This window comes from Rhodococcus sp. IEGM 1305 (assembly GCF_030058635.1).
In the GTDB taxonomy this organism is placed as follows: Bacteria; Actinomycetota; Actinomycetes; order Mycobacteriales; family Mycobacteriaceae; genus Rhodococcus_F; species Rhodococcus_F opacus_D.
The window spans coordinates 153,888-172,009 of record NZ_JASHKX010000005.1 but is presented as its reverse complement, the minus strand read 5'-3'; the positions used below and the strand labels follow the sequence as shown (position 1 = coordinate 172,009).

At 67.7% G+C, this 18,122-nt stretch carries 20 protein-coding genes; 13 read left to right on the top strand and 7 right to left on the bottom strand.

Going from position 1 to position 18,122, the window contains the following annotated elements:
- Nucleotides 1-24: 24 nt before the first annotated feature.
- Nucleotides 25-435 (top strand): CD225/dispanin family protein, encoded by a 411-nt coding sequence (locus QM693_RS12010; RefSeq protein WP_280781556.1) that lies wholly within the window; start codon nt 25-27, stop codon nt 433-435.
- A 47-nt stretch (nt 436-482) separates the two neighbouring features.
- Nucleotides 483-1,562, top strand: coding sequence for a redox-regulated ATPase YchF (gene ychF, locus QM693_RS12005; RefSeq protein WP_105421424.1), 1,080 nt, complete (start codon nt 483-485; stop codon nt 1,560-1,562).
- Here ychF and QM693_RS12000 read toward each other — a convergent pair.
- On the bottom strand, nt 1,559-2,305 hold the full coding sequence (locus QM693_RS12000) for a tyrosine-type recombinase/integrase (protein WP_283352434.1): 747 nt from the start codon (nt 2,303-2,305) through the stop codon (nt 1,559-1,561). The two genes, ychF and QM693_RS12000, sit on opposite strands and share 4 nt — an antisense overlap.
- A gap of 5 nt (nt 2,306-2,310) precedes the next feature.
- Here QM693_RS12000 and QM693_RS11995 point away from each other — a divergent pair, with 5 nt between their 5' ends.
- Together QM693_RS11995 and QM693_RS11990 are read left to right on the top strand one after the other, a co-directional pair.
- Entirely contained in the window at nt 2,311-2,946 is a 636-nt protein-coding gene (locus QM693_RS11995) for an aggregation-promoting factor C-terminal-like domain-containing protein (RefSeq protein WP_283352433.1), read from the top strand.
- A 243-nt stretch (nt 2,947-3,189) separates the two neighbouring features.
- Nucleotides 3,190-3,531, top strand: a complete 342-nt coding sequence (locus tag QM693_RS11990) for a hypothetical protein (protein WP_283352432.1) — start codon at nt 3,190-3,192, stop codon at nt 3,529-3,531.
- A gap of 642 nt (nt 3,532-4,173) precedes the next feature.
- Here QM693_RS11990 and QM693_RS11985 read toward each other — a convergent pair.
- Nucleotides 4,174-5,574: an MFS transporter gene (locus QM693_RS11985; RefSeq protein ID WP_283331339.1), complete on the bottom strand. Its 1,401-nt coding sequence runs from the start codon at nt 5,572-5,574 to the stop codon at nt 4,174-4,176.
- A gap of 55 nt (nt 5,575-5,629) precedes the next feature.
- Here QM693_RS11985 and QM693_RS11980 point away from each other — a divergent pair, with 55 nt between their 5' ends.
- The gene (locus QM693_RS11980; protein WP_283331338.1) at nt 5,630-6,166 is read left to right on the top strand and encodes a winged helix-turn-helix transcriptional regulator; all 537 of its coding nucleotides are present in this window, start codon (nt 5,630-5,632) and stop codon (nt 6,164-6,166) included.
- Between the two features lie 12 nt (nt 6,167-6,178).
- Here the strand turns inward: QM693_RS11980 and QM693_RS11975 are convergent, their stop codons facing one another.
- The 3 genes from QM693_RS11975 to QM693_RS11965 all read right to left on the bottom strand — a co-directional run bounded on the left by QM693_RS11975 (nt 6,179) and on the right by QM693_RS11965 (nt 7,985).
- Nucleotides 6,179-7,048 carry a cutinase family protein gene (locus QM693_RS11975; RefSeq protein WP_280781560.1) on the bottom strand — a complete coding sequence of 290 codons (870 nt, stop codon included), beginning with the start codon at nt 7,046-7,048 and terminating at the stop codon, nt 6,179-6,181.
- A gap of 68 nt (nt 7,049-7,116) precedes the next feature.
- Nucleotides 7,117-7,521, bottom strand: coding sequence for a DUF1304 domain-containing protein (locus QM693_RS11970; RefSeq protein WP_283352431.1), 405 nt, complete (start codon nt 7,519-7,521; stop codon nt 7,117-7,119).
- Nucleotides 7,518-7,985 carry a cupin domain-containing protein gene (locus QM693_RS11965; RefSeq protein WP_283331336.1) on the bottom strand — a complete coding sequence of 156 codons (468 nt, stop codon included), beginning with the start codon at nt 7,983-7,985 and terminating at the stop codon, nt 7,518-7,520. The genes QM693_RS11970 and QM693_RS11965 overlap by 4 nt, the downstream gene beginning before the upstream one ends.
- Nucleotides 7,986-8,071: 86 nt before the next feature.
- Here QM693_RS11965 and QM693_RS11960 point away from each other — a divergent pair, with 86 nt between their 5' ends.
- Nucleotides 8,072-9,115, top strand: coding sequence for a helix-turn-helix transcriptional regulator (locus tag QM693_RS11960; RefSeq protein ID WP_283331335.1), 1,044 nt, complete (start codon nt 8,072-8,074; stop codon nt 9,113-9,115).
- Between the two features lie 37 nt (nt 9,116-9,152).
- Here QM693_RS11960 and QM693_RS11955 read toward each other — a convergent pair whose 3' ends face one another.
- Entirely contained in the window at nt 9,153-11,180 is a 2,028-nt protein-coding gene (locus QM693_RS11955) for an elongation factor G (RefSeq protein ID WP_283352430.1), read from the bottom strand.
- Nucleotides 11,181-11,318: 138 nt separating this feature from the next.
- Between QM693_RS11955 and QM693_RS11950 the strand changes: the two genes are divergently transcribed.
- Nucleotides 11,319-11,789: an SRPBCC family protein gene (locus QM693_RS11950; protein WP_280781565.1), complete on the top strand. Its 471-nt coding sequence runs from the start codon at nt 11,319-11,321 to the stop codon at nt 11,787-11,789.
- On the opposite strand, the gene QM693_RS11945 is transcribed toward QM693_RS11950, so the two are convergent.
- Entirely contained in the window at nt 11,783-13,438 is a 1,656-nt protein-coding gene (locus tag QM693_RS11945; protein WP_283352429.1) for an alkaline phosphatase D family protein, read from the bottom strand. The two genes, QM693_RS11950 and QM693_RS11945, sit on opposite strands and share 7 nt — an antisense overlap.
- Before the next feature lie 174 nt (nt 13,439-13,612).
- On the opposite strand from QM693_RS11945, the gene QM693_RS11940 reads away from it, so the two are divergent.
- The 6 genes from QM693_RS11940 to QM693_RS11915 all read left to right on the top strand — a co-directional run bounded on the left by QM693_RS11940 (nt 13,613) and on the right by QM693_RS11915 (nt 18,108).
- On the top strand, nt 13,613-13,816 hold the full coding sequence (locus tag QM693_RS11940; protein WP_095867225.1) for a CopG family transcriptional regulator: 204 nt from the start codon (nt 13,613-13,615) through the stop codon (nt 13,814-13,816).
- Nucleotides 13,813-14,187: a type II toxin-antitoxin system death-on-curing family toxin gene (locus QM693_RS11935; RefSeq protein ID WP_283331332.1), complete on the top strand. Its 375-nt coding sequence runs from the start codon at nt 13,813-13,815 to the stop codon at nt 14,185-14,187. The genes QM693_RS11940 and QM693_RS11935 overlap by 4 nt, the downstream gene beginning before the upstream one ends.
- A 66-nt stretch (nt 14,188-14,253) precedes the next feature.
- Nucleotides 14,254-14,466 (top strand): DUF4287 domain-containing protein, encoded by a 213-nt coding sequence (locus QM693_RS11930; protein WP_283352428.1) that lies wholly within the window; start codon nt 14,254-14,256, stop codon nt 14,464-14,466.
- Nucleotides 14,467-14,617: 151 nt separating this feature from the next.
- Entirely contained in the window at nt 14,618-16,546 is a 1,929-nt protein-coding gene (htpG, locus tag QM693_RS11925) for a molecular chaperone HtpG (protein WP_283331331.1), read from the top strand.
- Between the two features lie 6 nt (nt 16,547-16,552).
- A complete protein-coding gene (locus QM693_RS11920; protein WP_283352427.1) occupies nt 16,553-17,542 on the top strand; it encodes an SDR family NAD(P)-dependent oxidoreductase in 990 nt (329 codons plus the stop codon).
- Nucleotides 17,539-18,108 (top strand): mismatch-specific DNA-glycosylase, encoded by a 570-nt coding sequence (locus QM693_RS11915; RefSeq protein WP_280781570.1) that lies wholly within the window; start codon nt 17,539-17,541, stop codon nt 18,106-18,108. Before QM693_RS11920 ends, QM693_RS11915 begins: the two co-directional genes overlap by 4 nt.
- Nucleotides 18,109-18,122: the final 14 nt, after the last annotated feature.

Sequence of the window (18,122 nt, the reverse complement as noted above, 5' to 3'; positions counted from 1 at the left end):
CAGCTGCCACGACAGGGGGATGTCATGTCGGAGTCACCGAGCAATCCGGAATCGTCGAGCAATCCGGTGCCGCCGAAGCCCGGCGACACGGGTGCGTACGGCTACCAGTACCCCACGCAACAGCAGCCGACGCAGTCGCAGGCGTACCCGGGCCAGTACGGCCCACCGCCGCTGCCGCCCTCGAACGCCGGGTGGGCGGTGGCCGCCGTCCTCTTCTTCTGGCCGCTCGCATTCGCCGCGTTCAACCACGTCCACGACGTGTACCCGAAGTGGGCGATGGGCGACTACCAGGGCGCCCAGTACGCGTCCGACCGCGCCAAGACGCTCGGCAAGATCGCCCTGTGGATCTGGGTGGCGCTGATCGTCGTCTTCGTCATCGGGTACGCCATCCTGATCATCGCCCTCGTCGCGAACAGCAATACCTCCAGCTGGTGAGGCCGATGGTCGTTGATCGGACGCCGACGCCGTAGAATCCAACGACCGTGAGCCTTACCCTCGGAATCGTCGGACTGCCCAACGTCGGCAAGTCCACCTTGTTCAACGCGCTGACCAACAACGACGTGCTGGCCGCGAACTACCCGTTCGCGACCATCGAACCCAACGTCGGCCTGGTCGAACTGCCCGATCCGCGGCTGTCCGAGCTCGCCCGGATCTTCGGTTCCGAGCGCATCCTGCCCGCCACGGTGTCGTTCGTCGACATCGCCGGCATCGTCAAGGGCGCCTCCGAGGGCGCCGGCCTCGGCAACAAGTTCCTCGCCAACATCCGCGAGGCCGACGCCATCTGCCAGGTGGTTCGCGTGTTCAACGACGACGACGTCGTGCATGTCGACGGCCGCGTCGACCCGGCATCCGACATCGAGGTGATCGAGACCGAGCTCGTCATCGCCGACATGCAGACGCTGGAGAAGGCCCTGCCGCGCCTGGAGAAGGAAGCGAAGAAGAACAAGGAACTCAAGCCCATCCACGAGGAGGCGCTGAAGGCGCAGGAAGTCCTCGACGAGGGCAAGACCCTGTTCAGCGCGAAGGACAAGCTGGACTTCGCGCTGCTGCGCGAGCTGAGCCTGCTCACCACCAAGCCGTTCCTCTACGTGTTCAACGCCGACGAGGCTGTGCTCACCGACGACGCGAAGGTCGCCGAACTGCGCGCCTCCGTCGCCCCCGCGGACGCCGTGTTCCTCGACGCCAAGGTCGAGCAGGAGCTGCTCGAGCTGGACGAAGAGGACCGGCAGGAGATGCTCGACTCCATCGGACAGTCCGAGCCCGGCCTGCACGCACTCGCCCGCACCGGCTTCCACACCCTCGGCCTGCAGACCTACCTCACCGCAGGTCCGAAGGAATCCCGCGCCTGGACCATCCACAAGGGCGACACCGCCCCGCAGGCCGCCGGCGTCATCCACACCGATTTCGAGCGCGGCTTCATCAAGGCCGAGATCGTCTCCTTCGACGACCTCGTCGCCGCCGGATCCATGGCTGCCGCCAAGGCCGCAGGCAAGGTCCGTATGGAGGGCAAGGACTACATCATGGCGGACGGCGACGTGGTGGAGTTCCGCTTCAACGTTTAGAACCCCTGGTCACCACCCTGTTTTGGGTCCTCGGTACGCAGTGGGTACGCAGCGGACTGCAGCGACGACCGGAAGAGTGCCTCGGCCGCGTTGCGAGTACGGTCGCTCGCGTCCGGCCACAGGTGGGCGTAGGTGTTCAGCGTGACGGTGGGGGAGCTGTGCCCCAGCGCCTTCTGCACCGTCACGACGTCGCAGCCCGCCGCGATGAGGCCGGACGCGTAGAAGTGCCGAAAGTGATGGAGATGCAGATCGTCGACTCCGACGGCTTTGCGCGTCTTGCGCCATCTGTAGCCGACCGAGTTCTGGTGCCAGGGGTGCTCGCCCTCGCCGGGGAACATCCAACCGGCAGGGTCGGTGCCAGCGCGCCAGTGGGCGATGTGGAGCGACAGCAACTCGAGTAGCCCGTTGGGTGCGGGGATCACGCGCTCGGAGCCGTACTTCGGTGCCCGGAGCTCGACGGCCCCGCCGTTGGCTCGCTGCACCTGACGCCGAACGTTGACCTCGCGACGCAGGAAGTCGACGTCGCCGACCTGTAGCGCCGCGGCTTCACCCAGTCGAAGGCCAGCGGAGGCGCAGAGCCCGACGAACGCGTCGAAGTCCACGTCGGCGGCCTGGACGAGCGCGCCGACCTGTTCTGCGGTGGGGATGATCATCGCGGAATCGGCGCGGCGCCGGCGGGGGAGCGCGATCTTCTCGGACGGGTCTTCGGCGAGGACCTTGTCTCGGCGCGCTGCGCGCAGCACCGAGCGTGGGACAGGAGTCGAGCTGGAACCCCCTCGCGCGCAACCCAAGCTCGGGAGCGTTCGGCCTCTTCCAGTTCCTCGGCTCGACGAAGGACGCCTACCTACCTGACGAGAACCCCAACCCAGGGATTCAGGGCGCGGCCGGCGCCCGCTACATCCGCGACCGGTACGGCCTCCCGACCGCAGCAAAGGCGTTCTGGGAGAACCACAACTGGTACGACAACGGCGGGATCTTCTCGAACAACTCGATCGGCATCAATCAGTCCGGCAAGCCAGAGGCCGTTCTCACGAACGACCAGTGGAACCTTTTCGCAGCGTTCAACAAAACGCTCGCCGAGGTCGGACCGAAGTTCATCGAGAAGGTCGGCGACATCGTGCCCTCGGCCGCGACGGACATCTTCGGCATGGAGGGCACCCTGCTCGATCCGGGGCACCGGTACTGGCAGGCCGCACGCGACGTCGCGAAGGGATTCGCGGACAAGCGCGCCGAGATGGACAAGGCCCAAGTCGAGCAGGGCGCACCGCAGAAGATCGACAACTCGATCAACATCGGTCAGGTCCAGACGATGAGCCTCGAGGAAATGCGTCGTCAGCTCCAACTCATGCAGGCGCAGCAAGTCGCGTCGTTCTCCAGGCGATAACGGCGACATCCCCAGCAGCACAGCCACACACAGGAGGAATGAAGGATGGCCTACACGAAGCAGACGTGGATGAAAAAGCCGCACGTCGTCACCGCGTCCGACGGGGGTGTCCTGTGAAGAACGTCGAGCGGATCGAAGGCACCGACTTCTACGGGCTGAACACGGGCAACCACGGGAAGATCGGCGACCCCCATCCCCAGTACGGCCAGGCTCCGCAAGGCGGGCGCGACGTCGACGGGCACCATGCCCGACAGCACGACGGCCGCGGACATCGCCGGTATGGGGTTTACGTTCACCGTGCCGGTCGACGGCACGACCTACGAGGTCGCGGCCGAGATGGACCTGGAGACCCCCGGCGGCGTCACGGTGTACGTCGCGACCCTCTACCTCGACAGCGTCGCGCAGAGCCCGAACCTGGCAGTCCAGTCGACCAGCGCCACGCGGATGCTGCCCCGGAAGACCTGGGTGCTGACCGGGCTCACGCCCGGCGTACACAGCGTGCTCCTGCGGCACCGCAAGCTCGCCACTGGCGGCAACACCTGGACGGTCTACAACAACAGTCAGCTCCTGGTCAAAGGGCCGTAGGCGGCAAAGGCCCTCGTCCGCACGATGGACGGGGGCGTGCTGTCGAGCATTCGTCGCCACACGGACGCCGACAGGTCGATAATCGAAACAGGTCGGGGTGACCGCGAGATAGGTGGTATTCCGATGATCGGATTCGGCCCGGACTGGAGTTACTGGTTCCCGTTCCTTGTGCCGCTCGTGCTGTGGTGGAACTCCTGGCACTGACCAGCCCTTCTCGGTGACAGCAACGAAGGAGGAACCATGCAACTGCAGATGTGGATCTGGCAGCAGCTCGGCGACCACGTTTGGTACATCCCGATCCCCGGCTTCCGGGAGTGGATGGGGATCGGGTAGGTGCCGAACGAAAGGGAGATCGAGATGGATGCCTTCACTCACCTGGTCGGGGATAGCTGGAGCATGTGGTCGCCGTTTCCACCGGTGGTCACTTCTTGGCTGGTCGACGTAGTGGATCAACTGTGGAGGATGGGGATCATCGCCGGGTGATCGGAGTGCAGTGGTGTGGCACCGCTCGGTACGCAGCGGGTACGCAGCACTCCCGAGGCCTGTCGGTGCTCGCCAACGCTATCAACGGTCGAAGTCGCAGGTAGGTGCGATTTGCCAACAATCGCCAACTCCAGCAAACGCCCAGCGCTGAGTTCCGCTTCAACGTCTGACGGCGGTTCCTCGCACGAGCACGCCGACCACCCCTGCGCCGACGAGTGAGATCAGCCCCGTGGTGACGGCGGCGTAGTTCCAGCCCGACACCATGCCGTCGACGGTGCCTACCGGGTCGAGAGCGATGATGCTGACGACGGTGACGCCGATGGACGAGCCGAGGTAGCGGGCGGTGTTGTTGGCGCCGCTGCCGAGTCCGCCCTGATCGGCGGGCACGCTGGCGACTGCTTGGCGGCCGAGGCCGGCGTTGAGGAGCCCGCTGGCGACGCCGGCGAGCAGCAGTCCCGGGACGAGGCGCAGCAGGGACGAGTCGGGGGTGAGGCCCGTCATCGTGAGCATCGCGAGGCCGACACCGGCGAGTCCGAGGACGAGTTGCGGTGACCCGGCGAGCCGAGCCGGCAGTGTCCGCGCCAGCAGCGATGCCACGACGCTGGTGCCCGACCACAGCGCGATCACCCCGGCTGCGGCCAGCGTGCTGACGTGCATCGTCTTGACCAGGAACGTGCACGCGAACGACATCAGACCGATGATGCCCGCCCCGGTCGCGAGGGCCGCGAGGGTGGCGGCCAGGAAGTCGCGTCGGCGGAACAACGCGAGGTCGAGCATCGGGAACGGTCGTCGCCGCTCGACCGCGACGAAGGCGAGGGTGAACACGGCAGCGCCGACGCCGCAGAGCACGGTGGCGGCGAGGTTGCCCTGCCTGCCCTCGACGAGTGCGACGAGCACCAGGACCATCGCGGCGCACAGCGTGACCGCTCCCGGGACGTCGATCCGCTTCGGGACGGCGGAGCGTGACTCCGCGAGCGCACGCGTCGCGACCTGTCCGATCACGAGCGATGCGACGGCGAGTGCCCAGTACAGGCCGCGCCACCACCCGGCGAGGTCGAGGAGGCCGGCGAGGACCGGACCGACGGTGATGCCGGCGCCGACGCTCGCGCCCCAGATTCCACTAGCCGTCGCCCTTGCCGCCGGCGTGGTGAAGGCGTGTGCGACGGCGCCGAGGCTGGCCGCGATCAGTGCCGCGCCCGCCACTCCCTGGATCAGTCGTCCGACGATGAACAGGACGGGTTCCTGACTGACCGCGCCGACCACCGCGCCCAGGGCGAGAAGCCAGGCACCCCAGTGGAACACCCGGCGCCTGCCGTAGTCGTCGGCGAGTGCGCCCGCAGTCAGTAGGACCGCGGCGAGGCCGACGCTCATCGAACTGAGAATCCACGTCTGCGCTGCCGGCCCTGCCGACAGTGCCGCGGCAACGGTGGGCATGTTGCCGAGCGGGGCGCAGAACGCGACCAGGGCGACGAACGTCCCGAGCGACGCGACGGCCAGCGTGGTCCTCGGGCGGGGTGTGCGTGCGCGGATCGGTGGGGCAACCGCAGTTGGTCTGTTCACAAGACTGAACTTAGAACCAATTTGGTCTGGTGACAAGACTGAATTGCGATAGCATGTGGGCGTGGCACTGGGAACCGGGTACTCGCAGCAGAACTGCAACCTCGCTCGCGCCCTCGAAGTGGTGGGTGAGCGGTGGACGATGCTCGTGCTGCGCGACTGTTTCTACGGGGTCCGCCGCTTCAGTGATCTGCTCGCCCATCTCGACATCTCGCGCGCCGTCCTGACGGATCGGCTGACCGCTCTCGTCGAGGCCCGTGTCCTCGTCCGTGTCGCCGACGGCGGTCATCCCGAGTACGAGCTCACCGAGGCCGGAAAGGCGCTGTGGCCGAGCATCTATGCGCTGTCGCAATGGGGTGAGCAGTACGTGTCGCCCGGCAGTTACCCGGGCCGCGTGTTCTCGCACGCGGAGTGCGGAACGCAACTCGATCGTTTCGGGCGATGCCCCGACTGCGGCACGATCCCGGGCCCCGAGGACCTGGTGGTCGCGCCCGGGCCGGGGGAGGCCGTCCGTCCCCGCAGCGACGCCGTCGCCGTGGCCCTGCGTGCACCCCGCCGGATGCTCACTCCGCTGCGTCCGCGCAGCGACGCCTGATCGGCGCGACCCTTACGCCGCGACGGGCAGGGCCGGTTCGAACGTCGCCCGCACCTGCAGCCATTGGGCGAGGATCTGGCATCCGGTGAGCCCGCTCGCATCGAGGGGTTCGCTGGCGTACGCGACGTGCCGCCCGCCCCGCGCATTGACGACGCGCACACCGCGCCAGGCGAGGCGCGGCGGTAGGTAGCCGAGCACCTCGATCGCCGCGGTCCGCAGTCGACGCAGGTCGGTGCGCCACTGCCGAGGGCTGACGCGGGTCTTGGTCGCGTTCTGGAAGCTGTTGTTGCGGATCAGTTCCCACGTTTGGGCGAGCCACGTCCGCAGCGCGCGAAACGACATCCACCGGGTGAGGTCCGCGATGTCGCGGACGTAGCTGTCTTCGCTGGCATTGCAAATCATGTCGTCCGGGTGCGCGATCCACTGGACCGGAACGGAGTCGGGGATCGGGGCGCCGTCGCCCGCGACACCGCGCCCGCGGCAGCCCGGCACCACCCCCGCGGGTTGCTCGGGGTCGGAGACGAGACCCACCGCGGAGAGGTTGTCGGCGCGCAGGGCGCCGGTGGCGATCTGCCCGAGCACCTCACGGATCACGGTGCATCCCTGCGAGTAGCCGATCAGCATGACCGGTCCCGGAGCGTCCTCCATGGCGTCGATCAAGCGGCGGACGCCGACCTCGGTGCTCTGCCGGTAGCTGAGCCCACCCGCGGCGACCGGCCCGTACGACGCCGGATAGCCGACCCACCGCGACACGAACCGGTCGTCGAGGGCATCGGTGACGTCACGCAACAGTCCGGAGACGTGGCGTCGGTGGTCATCGGGGTGGGACTCTCCGGTGCCACCGACGGCGAGAACGGTCACCTGGAACATGGCTCCCATCATGCCGACCGCGAGTAAGGATCCGTTCGGTCGACCCTGAGAAGTTCCTGGCAATCGGACGCCGTGGGTTGTCACCCGATCGCCAGCGCGATCAAGGCCACCAGCGGGGGCACACTCTGCGACAGTGCGCCGACGACGCCGTCCCCGCGCTGTCGGCTGAGCGCCATCCGGTCCGACACGGCCAGGGCGATGCCGGCCAGGAACATGAAGAGGCAGGTGTAGACGACGAGGGTGCGACCCGGAGTGTCGTGACCCGCCCACCACAGGACGACGCCGGCGATGGCGCCGGAACCGAGGAACAGGTTGTAGAAGCCGACGTTGAACGCCCACAGATGGGCGGCGGGCACATCGCTGCCGGGGATGCGGAAGATGCCCTCGTGCACCGACGGCCTGCGGAACAGGACCGATTCCCACACGAACGCCAGCAGGTGCACGCCCGCGGCGACCAGTGTGGCGATCTGCGCGACGATGGTCACGGCGCACCCGACCCGGCCGTGAGTTCGACGCCGTACCGCTCGGAGACCTCGTGCAGCAGCCGGTCCATTTCCCCCGGCGCGTGCCTGTCACGGCCGACTGCGTCGAGATCACCGAAGAAGCGGCTGTGGGATGCCCCGGCGGAGACGAGGAGGAAGCCGGCGGACTCGGAGAGGACCGTGAACGTATTCATCGTTCCCGCCTCGATGGCGAGGGTTTCCCCCGCCGCGAGTTCGTACCCGGTGTCTCCGGCCTGGACCAGTATCCGGCCGCGCAGCACGTGGTAGGACTTCGACCACGGCTCGGCGTGCAGTGGGCCGTCCGGTGCGGTCCGGGACGCTTCGACGAGGAAGACTTCGTACGCCCCGCCGGTGTGATCGCCGCCGACCAGGAGCGTGATGTCGGCGTCCGGCGCGGTGAGGCGCCTGCCGTCGCCTGCTCTGTTTACGTGAACGTGGGTGGACATACTGCGACGGTAGGACCGGTGCACCCCGCTGCCCATCCCCGGAATCTGGGATGGTGGTGTGCCTGTGACCAGCGCATACTGTGTTCATGCTGGAGGTCCGGGCGGAAAAGCTGCGCCGGGAGGTGCTCGCGGTCGCGGGATCGGGCGCCGGTGTCACGCAGCTGCACGAGCGCGCCATCGAACTGGTCGGTGAGACGGTGCGCAGCGACCTGACGTGCTGGGCGATGCTCGACCCGGAGACACTCGCGATCAGTTCGATGACCAGTGGGCGCAGCCGGATACCGCAGCAGTACGAACCGCTGCTCGCCGAATCCGAGTACAACGGCGACGATCCGGGCACGTTCGCCGAACTCGCCCGCAGTGGCCGAACCGTCGCGCGGGCCTCGGACCTACCCGCGGACGAGGTCGCGCACAGCCTCCGCCACGGCGCGGTGTGGGCGCCGCTGGGGCTGGGCAGCGAGGTCCGAATCGTGTTTCGCGTCAATGGCGTGTGCTGGGGTGCAGCCGGATTCGTGCGGTCCGGGCCGGATTTCACCGACCGTGAGCTCGAGTTCCTCACACTCGTGGCTCCCGGCTTGGCGGTCGCGACGCGGGCCGCGTCCGTACACCCCCCGGCGGTCTCCGGTCGCGGCGACCAGGGTCCCGCGGTAGTGGTCACCGACGCCGCCGGCGATCCGATTGCGCTCACGGCCGCTGCCCGCGGCTGGCAGGACCGCTTCGACGAGGTCGCCCCGGGCAGGCTGACCGTGGTGTTGCGGGCCGCGACGTTCGGGGCGCGGTCGAGCGGGTCGGGGATCTTCAAGGCGCGGGTGCGCGACGCGGAAGGTGGCTGGATTCTGGTGCGCGCCACGGCCTTGATCGGCGGCGACGAACCGCAGACGGTGGTCACCCTCGAACCCGCCGTCGACGGCGAGCTGACGGGACTGCTGCTCGCGGCGTATGCGGTGACCGCACGCGAGCGTGACGTGTGCGCCGATGTGATGGCCGGCTACGCGACATCCGAGATCGCGGACCGCCGCGGCATCACGGTGAACACCGTCCAGGACCACCTGAAATCGGTGTACGCGAAGGCCGGGGTCCGCAGTCGCGCGGAACTCGCCGCTCGGCTGCGGACCGGTCGAGAGCACTAGCGGCGGCTCACGAACCGGCCCCGCCCTCCACGGCGACTCAGCGCGGTTCGGGCCGCTCCTGGTAACACTTGAAACTCAGTGCGAGACGGCCACGCCCGTGTGTCATCGAGCGCAGGGCGACCGGATAGTCGGTGACCTCGCTCGTCGGCACCGACGCGATCACGGTGACCTCGCCGTCGCCTGCCGGTTCGGTGCCCTCGATCTGGCCGCGGCGCCGTCCGAGATCCGCCATCACGTCACCCTGAAGCGCCGACGGCACCGTGACTTCGACGTGGTCGACGGGTTCGAGGACGAGGGTGCCCACCTTGTCGATGGCCGCACGGAGGGCGAGTGCCCCCGCCATCCGGAAACTGAAATCGTCGGAGTCGACCGAGTGATGCTTGCCGTCGAGAACGGTGGCCCGCAGGTCGACGAGCGGAAACCCGTGCCGGCCTCCGCGTCCCATCGATTCGGCGATCCCCTTGCCGACCGCGGGGATGAGGGATTTGGGTATCACGCCACCGCGGGTCTCGTCGACGAACTCGTAGCCCTCGTTGCGGGGGAGCGGCTCGAAGCGGACCGTCGCCACCCCGAACTGGCCGTGGCCGCCGCTCTGCTTCTTGTGGCGGCCCTCCGTCTCCACGGCGCCGAGCAGCGTCTCGCGGTACGCGATCTTGACAGGTTCGGTCTGGAGGGTGATGCCGTACCGCCGCTTCAGCCGGGTCAGCGCGACCTGCACGTGCACGTCGCCGGCGCCCCGGACCACCGTCTGGTGGGTTTCGCTGTCGCGGGTCACCTCCAGCGTCGGGTCGTCGCTGACGAGCTCGGCGAGGGCCGTCGCCAGTTTGTCCTCGTCGCCCGCGCTCTCGGCGGCCACGGCGATCCCGTAGACGGGACGCCGGTGCACGATCGGAGGCACGGTGAGGGACGAGCCGATCGGGGCGAGGGTGTCGCCTGTCGAGACGTCGGTCAGCTTGATGGCGCCGACGATGTCGCCTGCTTCCGCGGTGTCGATCGCCGTGTGTTTGCTACCGAGGACGCGAAGGAGGTTGTGCAGGCGCTCCTTCGCGCCGGTGCGCTGGTTGACGAGAATGTCGTCGGCGTGCACGGTGCCGGACAGGATCTTCACCAACGCCACCTGCCCGACGTATTCGTCGGTTTGCGTCTTGAAGACGTACGCGAGCGGGTCGCCGGACGGATCGCACCGCACCTCGGCGACCCCGTCGCCGTGAACCTCGATGCCCGGGACCTCCGACGGTGCGGGCGCGATCCGGCACACGAAGTCGAGCAACCGGTCGACGGCGATCGCATCGACAGCCGACCCGCACAGCACCGGCCACAGCGAGCCCGCCGCGAAACCCGCGCGGAGCGCGTGCTCGAGTTCGGCCACGGAGATGTCCTCCCCGTCGAGATACTTCGAGAGCAGGTCGTCCTCGATCTCGACCACGTCCTCCACGAGATGCTCGTGCTGTTCGTGCTCGCGGTCGGCGATGTCGACGGGCAGTTCGTCGCTCGTGTTCGCGGACCCGCTGTCGTAGAGGATGACGTGCTCGGTGAGGAGATCCGCGACCCCGGTGAACGCCGACGCCTCGCCGACGGGCAGGTCGACCGGCTCGACCCCGGACCCGAAATGGTCGCGGATCCCGGCCAGGACGACGTCGAACGACGCCCGCTCCTTGTCCATCTTGTTCACGAACAGGATGCGCGGAATGGAACGCTCACCGGCCGCCTGCCACAGCAATTCGTCGTTCACCTGCAGGCCGCTGACGCCGTCGATCACGAACACGGCGACGTCCGCGACCCGGAGCGCGGTCATCGCGTCGCCGACGAAATCGGCGTAGCCCGGCGGGTCGAGCAGGTTGATCCGGTAGTCGCCCCACGAGAAGGAGGCCAGGCCGAGCGCCAGCGACTGCGTGCGGTCGTGTTCTTCCGGTTGGGTGTCGAGCACGGTGTTACCGCTCTCGACGCGTCCGGGCCGGGTGACGACACCGGCGCGGAAGAGCATCGCCTCCGCGAGCGTCGTCTTCCCGTTACCCTGATGTCCCATCAGAGCGATATTGCGGATCAGATCCGTCTCGGTCGTCACTGCTACCCCCACCACAGCACTGTCGTTGGGTCGCTCCCGACGATACCGCGCGAGCGACCGCCGGTGAGGCGTTATCTTCCACCTGGACAGGTGGGCGCGACCCCGTTCCACCACACCCGACACCGAATGGAGACCGGCATGGCTTCGGACGACTTCCTCGTCGAGCGTTCCACCGTCATCGATGCGAGCCCCGACGCCGTTCAGCCGCTCCTCGACAACTTCCGGCTGTGGCAGTCGTGGTCGCCGTGGGAGAACGTCGATCCCGACCTGAAGCGCACGTACTCCGGCCCGGCCTCGGGTGTCGGCGCTGCCTACGCCTGGGAGGGCAATCGCAAGGCGGGGGCGGGGTCGATGGTGATCACCGAGTCGGTGCCCGGTTCGAAGGTCGTGCTCGACCTGAAGTTCCTCAAACCGTTCAAGGCGGACAACGTCACGACGTTCCTCCTCGAACCGAACAGCGCCGGGACCACCGTCCGCTGGCAGATGACCGGCAAGACCAACCGCTTCTTCAAGATCGTGGGCGTCCTCTTCCCGATGGACAAGATGGTGGGCAAGGACTTCGAGAAGGGGCTCGCCCAGCTGAAGGCGGCGGCCGAGCAGCGTCAGTAGTCGTTTCCCGTCGTCAACTCGAGGTCGGTCATGGTCTTGAACCGCGGCGTGCCGTCGCGGTCGTTGCGTGCCTGTTCCATCACGAGGCGGGCGGTCCGTCCGTTCAGGTGGAGCGTCGCGACCTGATCGCCGAAGAACGGTCCGGCGACCTTCGACCAGTGGATGGGTACGGGTGGCACTCGCGACACCCGGCCGAGGATGAAACGCACGGTCCGCTCGGTGGCGCGCCGCCACGAGATCCGGAATGCCACTTTCATGGCGGCCGGAACGTAGTTGTGCAGGGGAGAGCACGTCAGCTGATACACCAGTGACTGCAGCTTCTCGGCGTAGTGCGCCTGCGCGACGTAGGCGTGGTGGACGTCCCCGGACAGCACCGAGATGGTGGACGGCGCCCGCCCGGCCGGCCCGGCCTTGCGGCCCGCGCCGACCTCGGCGAAGAGGCGGGCCAACCGGTCGAACGAGTCACGGAACGCCGCCCAGTGCTCGAGGTCCGCCCCCCGCCGGATCTTCTCCGCCACGGCCGCCACCCGCGGGCCGCGGGACCCGGCGGCGAGCCGTTCGTCCCAGGACTCCAGGTCGTGAAGGGCGCGGGGCAGCAACCACGGCAGAGACGTCCCGACGAGCAGGTGGTCGTAGTCGCCCTCGGTCTGACGTTCGATCCAGGAGAATTCGGGGTCGGACACCATCTCGCGGCGACCGCCGGAGAGGACACGCCCGCACCGCGAGTCGATGACGAGCAGCCGCGCGACCCCGAGGTCCCGGCGATACGACCATTGCGTGCCCTTGGCCCCGTCCGCTTCCTCGTCGGCGGCAGACGCGAATTCGCGGAGCATCGGCTCGACGTCGCCACCGTGCTTCCGAACCCGTTGATACAGTTCGTTTTCGGCTAGGTGGCTCGGCGCCAGGTTCCCGAGGTGCTGGTACACCCAGTACGAGGACAACGCGCCGACGATGCGCTCCTCCCACCACGACGTGGCCTCGAGTTCGTCGCGCCAGGATTCCGAGGTGTTCCAGTCGTCCCGGACGTCATGATCGTCGAAGATCATCGACGTCGGCACGGTGGACATCAGCCAGCGCACCTGAGGGTCCGTCCACGATTCGGCGTAGAGCCAGGTGTACTCCTCGAAATTGCGCACCTGCGGCCCCGGTGGCTCGTTCACGTCGTGGATCTCGGCGACCCGGGCCTCGGTCTCGGGGGAGAGTTCGTCGGCGTACACCTGATCCCCGAGCAGCAGCAGGGCGTCGGGCCACTGGTCCGGGGACTGTTCGGCCATCCGCACCGCATACGCGTCCAGGGCGTCGGCGCCGAGGTGCCGGTTGCCCTCCGTCGTGGACATCGTGGCGAACCGGCACGACCCGAACGTGAGAACCAGCGTGTCGTCGTCCTTCCGGAGCGTGCGGATCATCGACGGGACGGCACTCGGCAACGGCCACACCGGGCGGCCGTCGAGCGTCACCTCGTACGGGGTGGTCGACCCGGGCTCCAGACCCTCCACGACGACGAGCGCATAGTGGTGACCCGACACGTTCCACGTGCGTTCCTCGTGGCCGAGGACCCGGACGGTGCACGCCTCCGACGTCTCGACCCACACCGTCGCGTCGCACGTGCCGACATGTCTCAGCAGTGGCCCCAGAATCAGCTCCGCCACGGCGTCACCTTGCCGGAATTCTCTTCGCGCGTGACGGATACATACGCTCAGCCTACGGATCCCCGAGCAAACCCGAGAAGGCTTCCGTCGCGAAAGAGTCGTGCGGTTCGCGGCGGCTCGTGGTGATTCGCCGGGAGGTGCCGTCAGCTGGTACCACTTTGGTATCATTGGTACATGGCCATGACATTGCGACTGACCGAGGAGCAGGAGCGCGCGCTCACGCTTCTCGCCGACGCTCAAGGTGTCAGCAAACAAGAGGCGACCGTCCGCGCGATCGTGGAGGCTGCTGCCCGACACACCCATGACGAGCGGGTTCGCGCGCTGTCCCGTCGCGGCCGCGACCGGTATGCCACTTTGCTGGACCGCCTCGCTCAGTGACGATCGACTACCTGACTCTCGAGGACTTGCTCGCGCTGGCTGAGGATCTCGGCGTTGCGTCCGTCCGGGACCTCGGACTGCTCGACTCGGCGGCTCATCGTCCGCAGGCGTCATTGCTCGGCGAGGAGGCGTACCCGTCGATTCACGACAAGGCTGCCGTTCTGCTCGAGTCCCTGACCAGGAACCATGCGCTAGTCGACGGGAACAAGAGGCTGTCCTGGCTGGCGGTTCACGTGTTCTATGGACTGAACGGTTACGACCTGGATGCTCCCGAAGATCCGGCGTACGACTTGGTCATCGCTGTGTCGAGCGGGGAGCGGGGGTACCGGGAGGTGTCGCGGCAGCTCGCCGATTGGGCGCGTCCCGTCTGAGTGTCGCTACATCCGAAGATGCTTGTCGGACAGTATGTGTCGGAGGGTTCGGCTAGCCTGTCGCGCATGGCTGAACCAGTGAAGGGCCCCGCGTCCTATTTCCCGTCGATCGAGGAGAAGTACGGTCGGCCGATCAGTGAATGGCAGACGCTCATCCGGTCGTCCGAGCTGACCAAGCACATGGAGTTGGTGAGCTGGCTGAAGTCCGAGCACGGCCTCGGTCACGGCCACGCCAACGCGGTGGTCGCGCACACCCTGAAGGAGGACGCCGCCGGCTGACGGTCTCGGTCCAGGTCGGCGCCGGAGGTCCTCGCCGCCCTGGCGCAGCTATATCCGGACCTCTCGCCGCGATGAATCCGGTATTCGGCCGCGGGCTATCATTCCGACGACGAATCTGGTGTCGAGGGTTCTGCTGTCGAAGGGAATCGAAGTGAGCACGAAAATCGAACAACTGGAGTTCCAGGCGGAGACCCGCCAGCTCCTGGACCTCATGATCCACTCGGTGTACTCCAACAAGGACTCGTTCCTGCGGGAGCTCATCTCCAACGCGTCGGATGCGCTGGACAAGTTGCGGCTCGAAGCCTTCCGCAACAAGGAGCTCCACGTCGACACGTCGGATCTGCACATCGAGATCGAGGTGGACGCGGAGCAGCGCACGCTGACCGTCCGCGACAACGGCATCGGCATGTCGCACGACGAGGTCGTCGACCTCATCGGCACGCTGGCCAAGTCCGGCACCGCAGACCTGCGCCGCAAGTTGAAGGAAGCGAAGGACGCCGCCGCCTCCGAGGAACTGATCGGACAGTTCGGCATCGGCTTCTACTCGACGTTCATGGTCGCCGACAAAGTGACGCTGCTGACGCGGAAGGCCGGCGAGAGCGAGGCCACGCGCTGGGAGTCGAGCGGCGAGGCCACCTACACGATCGAGGCGGTCGACGACGCCCCGCAAGGCAGTTCCGTCACCCTGCACCTCAAGCCCGAGGACGCCGAGGATCACCTGCACGACTACACGTCGGAACGGAAGATCAAGGAACTCGTCAAGCGCTACTCCGACTTCATCGCGTGGCCGATCCGGATGAACATCGAGCGCACGGTTCCCGCGGAGGGTGACGGCGAGGACGAGGTCACCACGACGTCCGAGACGATCAACTCGATGAAGGCGCTGTGGGCGCGCTCGAAGGACGACGTCTCCGAGGACGAGTACAAGGAGTTCTACAAGCACATCGCCCACGCCTGGGACGATCCGCTCGAGGTCATCCCGATGAAGGCGGAGGGCACGTTCGAGTTCCAGGCACTGCTGTTCATCCCGTCCCACGCCCCGTTCGACCTGTTCATGCGGGACGGGAAGACGGGTGTGCAGCTGTACGTCAAGCGCGTCTTCATCATGGACGACTGCGACCAGCTGATGCCGGAGTACCTCCGCTTCGTCAAGGGTGTGGTCGACGCTCAGGACCTGTCCCTCAACGTGTCTCGTGAGATCCTTCAGCAGGACCGCCAGATTCGTGCCATCCGGCGCAGGCTCACCAAGAAGGTCCTCACCACGATCAAGGACCTCAAGGCCGGGCGGCCCGACGACTACCGCACGTTCTGGGCGGAGTTCGGCCGCGCGGTCAAGGAAGGCCTGATGTCGGACACCGACAATCGGGATGTGCTGCTGGGAATCTCGTCGTTCGCGTCCACCCACAGCGAGGAGGAGCTGACCTCGCTCGAAGACTACGTGGCACGGATGAAGGACGGTCAGGAGCAGATCTTCTACGCGACCGGCGAATCCCGGCAACTGCTCGAGAGCTCACCGCACATGGAGGCCTTCCGCGCGAAGGGCTTCGAGGTGCTGCTGCTCACCGATCCCGTGGACGAGATGTGGGTCGGCGCCGTGCCGGAATTCGACGGCAAGTCGTTCCAGTCGATCGCCAAGGGCGAGGTCGATCTCGACACCGAGGAAGACAAGAAGGCGCACGAGTCGGAGCGGGAGGAGCAGGAGAAGGACTTCGCCGGCCTGCTCTCCTGGATGGCCGACGCCCTGAGCGAGCAGGTCAAGGAGGTGCGACTGTCGACGCGGCTGACCACGTCCCCGGCCTGCATCGTCGGCGATGCGTTCAGTATGTCGCCGGCACTGGAGCGGATGTACCGGGCATCCGGGCAGCCCGTCCCCGTCACGAAGCGCATCCTCGAGCTGAACCCGACCCACCCGCTCGTCACCGGGCTGCGGGAGGCGCACGGCGAACGCAACGAGGATCCGGCGCTGGGGGAGACCGCGGAGCTCCTCTACGGGATGGCGTTGCTGGCCGAAGGCGGCGAACTCGAGGATCCGGCCCGGTTCACCACCATGCTCGCCAACCGTCTCGCCAGGACGGTGTAGTTCACCTTGCTGGTATTGGTCACGGGGGGAACAGGGTTCGTCGGGGCGTGGAGCGCGAAGGCGGCGGTGGACGCCGGTCACCGGGTGCGCTTCCTCGTGCGGGATCCTGCTCGCCTCGTGACCAGTGCCGCGGCACTCGGACTCGACACGTCCGATCACGTGGTCGGTGATATCACGGACGCCGAGTCCGTGCGCCGCGCGCTCGACGGCTGCGACGCCGTCATCCACGCCGCGGCCGTGGTCGCGGTCGACCCGCGACGGGCGGAGGAGATGCTGCAGACCAACCTGGCAGGTGCGCAGAACGTGCTGGGAACCGCGGTCGAGCTGGGCCTCGATCCGATCGTCTACGTCTCGAGTATCGCCGCGCTGTTCCAGCCGGGGGCCCGGCTGCTCACTCCAGACCTGCCGGTGTGCGGGCCACCCGACGCGTACGGCCGGAGCAAGGCACGTGTGGAGCAGTACGCCCGCGACCTTCAGGCCGACGGCGGACCGATCGCGATCACCTATCCGGGCATGATCGTCGGCCCGCCGGCGGGGACCCAGTTCGGTGAGGCCGCCCAGGCGGTCGAGGCCGCCGTCCACCTGCGGGGTCTGCCCGGGCGGGGCGCCGCGTGGACGATGGTCGACGTCCGGGAGGTGGCGAGCGCGCACGCCGCCCTCCTCGAGCCGGGACGTGTGGCCCGCCGGTACATGCTCGGTGGTCCCCGGATTCCGATCGCGGGGATCGCCGAGATGCTGGGCGTGATCACCGGCAAGTGGATGGGAGTGTTCCCGGTTCCGGACGCCGCGCTGCGCCTGGTGGGCAGGCTGGTCGACGCCGTCGACCGGTTCGTCCCCATCGACACCCCGATCTCGGAGGCCGCGATGGAGTACTACACGCGGATGCCGGACACCGACGACCGGCCGAGCGAGAGCGAACTGGGTGTGAAGTACCGCGATTCGGCGGAAACCCTGGCCGACACCGTCGCGGGATTAGCGGAGGCGGGCCGACTGTGAGCTTTACGCGTGCGGAGTTGGAGTCGTTCCGCGACGCCGAGGTTCCGGACCTCATCGGACCGGGCTGCCGTCTGCTGTTCGTCGGCATCAACCCGGGACTGTGGACGGCCGCGACCGGGGCGCATTTCGCACGCCCGGGCAACCGCTTCTATCCGGCCCTGCTGGCCGCCGGAATCATCGAGCGTCCGATCGATCCGACGGCCGGGATGTCGGACGCGGATCGCGATCACCTGATCGGGCGGGGCGTCGGCATCACCAACCTGGCCCCGCGGGCCACGGCGAAGGCGGACGAGTTGTCCGGTGAGGAACTGGCCGTCGGCGCCGAGCGCCTGCGCGCGGTGGTCCGCGACACCGCTCCCCGGGTGGTCGCCGTCGCCGGAATCACCGCCTATCGCACGGCTTTCGGGGAGCGTGCCGCGAAGAAGGGTAGGCAACCCCGCGATCTCGAGGGCGTGGAGTTGTGGCTGGTGCCCAATCCCAGCGGGCTCAACGCTCACGAAACAGTCGCCACGCTGGCCGCGTCGTACCGGGAGGCGGCCATCGAGGCGGGAATCGTCTCCGGTTGACCGGGCAGATCGCT

Bases quoted from the DNA above. Each gene is read 5' to 3' on its own strand.
- QM693_RS12010 (WP_280781556.1), top strand. From the start codon at position 25: ATGTCGGAGTCACCGAGCAATCCGGAATCGTCGAGCAATCCGGTGCCG.
- QM693_RS11990 (WP_283352432.1), top strand. From the start codon at position 3,190: ATGCCCGACAGCACGACGGCCGCGGACATCGCCGGTATGGGGTTTACG.
- QM693_RS11975 (WP_280781560.1), bottom strand. From the start codon at position 7,048: ATGATGGGAGCCATGTTCCAGGTGACCGTTCTCGCCGTCGGTGGCACC.
- QM693_RS11965 (WP_283331336.1), bottom strand. From the start codon at position 7,985: ATGTCCACCCACGTTCACGTAAACAGAGCAGGCGACGGCAGGCGCCTC.
- QM693_RS11960 (WP_283331335.1), top strand. From the start codon at position 8,072: ATGCTGGAGGTCCGGGCGGAAAAGCTGCGCCGGGAGGTGCTCGCGGTC.
- QM693_RS11950 (WP_280781565.1), top strand. From the start codon at position 11,319: ATGGCTTCGGACGACTTCCTCGTCGAGCGTTCCACCGTCATCGATGCG.
- QM693_RS11940 (WP_095867225.1), top strand. From the start codon at position 13,613: ATGGCCATGACATTGCGACTGACCGAGGAGCAGGAGCGCGCGCTCACG.
- QM693_RS11930 (WP_283352428.1), top strand. From the start codon at position 14,254: ATGGCTGAACCAGTGAAGGGCCCCGCGTCCTATTTCCCGTCGATCGAG.